Origin of the sequence: Stieleria sp. (assembly GCF_041595215.1) — a bacterium.
GTDB classification, from domain to species: domain Bacteria; phylum Planctomycetota; class Planctomycetia; order Pirellulales; family Pirellulaceae; genus Stieleria; species Stieleria magnilauensis.
Genome location: NZ_JBFHKV010001472.1, coordinates 1 through 1,611, shown reverse-complemented (window position 1 = coordinate 1,611; position 1,611 = coordinate 1). Strand labels below are relative to the sequence as shown.

The window sequence follows — 1,611 nt, the reverse complement described above, 5'->3', positions numbered from 1 at the left end:
TGCAGCGTAGCAATCGGTTGCTCGTAGGCTTTCTGCAGGATCGCTGCTGTCAAAAGAGATGTTGGCGATGCAAACGGCGGCTCGGGGGACGACGGGGGAGATGGTGATGGGTAGGTCGAAGCCGTGCTGATTGGCGATCGGTTCGAGGTGCTCTATCAGACGCAGGGCGTCGTCTCCGGTGCAGGGGATCACGGGGGCGATCCAGATCAAGCCTGCGTCGATCACTTCTCCGCTATCGGGGCGGTTGCGGAAGAAGGCGCCTTCGAGGTGAGTGGCCGTGGGGACTCCGCAGAGCAGGTCGTTGACGTCTTTGATCGCTGAGGACAGGTTCTTGAGGCGGCCAAATGGTCCAGACGTGGGCATGCGACTGGTGGTTGCGTCCAACAATTTGACTTGACGCTGGGTAAAGAAGCGGACGCGGCAGTATTTGCGGAGTGCCTGCTTGATCACGCGCCGCTTGGCGTTCACCACGGTGCGTGGACCGTACAAACCGCCAAGACCGTTCCAGCGGCCGACCCCGGCTTGCTTTCGCATCGCTTTTCGCTCCGCTGGGGTCAACGGTGCGCGGCGTTCGCCCGTGCTCCGCAGAGCCGGCTGTGACGATAGCACGCGTAGGTCGTTGGCCAAATGGACCACGCTGTCGATGACGCCTTCCTGACGCAGTCTGCCGATCGTGTCGACGATGTGCTTGAACGCTTCATCGTCGTCGGTTTTGAACCCAAACCCGTCGATCGCTTCCGGACGCGGCATCAGCCAGATCGTCATGCGGGTCACGATCCCGTTGGAGCTTTGCGGTAACATCCCCTGTGGGTTTGGGCCTCGACCGTAGGGGTAGACGTGTCCGACAACGCTGTTCTCAATGTTGCCGAATCCCGTCCGAGTGACGTTTCCGTCGGGCAACACGACTTCGTAATTGCACGAATTGGCGAAGCGATCCCCGTAGGGTGTGTGGCCGAAGCCTCGCTGGAGAATATTGCCGGCGATACTGGCTTCCGGGCCGGCTCCGGTCACGTCCAGCATCAGACGCGATCCGCGGGCGATCAGCTCGCCGGCAAGTTGGCCTTGGGTCACGCCCGGTTCGATCACGGCGTACGCGAGGTCTTCGTTGATTTCAATGATGCGGTCCATGCGGCGGAGGTCGATGATGATCGCCCCGTCTTCGGCTGCGCAGGCATCGCCATAGCCCCAGTTCTTACCGCGACTGATCGCCTTCCATTGCACTGCCGCGGCGGTGATCGCTCGCATTGCATTTGAGACCTGATCCGCGTTCTCTGGTCGAATGATCGCCAGCGGACGCGTGCCCTGCGGTAACGTGGTCTTGGCGTACAGGTCTCGGTCGCAGTCTTCGTGTAGCAGGTTCTCTGCCCCAACGATTTGAGCAAGCGTTTCCAGCAGGTCCGCGGGGCGATTTGCCGATCCGGCGGGTGAAACGATGGGGGATGAGCTCGATCCGGTGCCGACAGCGGCTTCGGTGAAGGACTTGGGGATTTCACTCATGGATCGCTACATCTCAATCGGGTAGGAAATGCGGAGGCGGAGGAGCCCGAAAGGCACCCGCTCGCATCGTGATTGAACCAAAAGTTGCAGGCGTGCCGACAGGCAAAAACGCCG

At 61.1% G+C, this 1,611-nt stretch carries 1 protein-coding gene; it reads right to left on the bottom strand.

Annotation, left to right across the window (positions count from 1 at the left end; genetic code table 11):
* Nucleotides 1-1,497 (bottom strand): FAD-binding oxidoreductase (locus ABX749_RS32230; RefSeq protein WP_372899649.1); only part of this gene is annotated, 1,497 nt, incomplete at its 3' end.
* Nucleotides 1,498-1,611 lie beyond the last annotated feature (114 nt).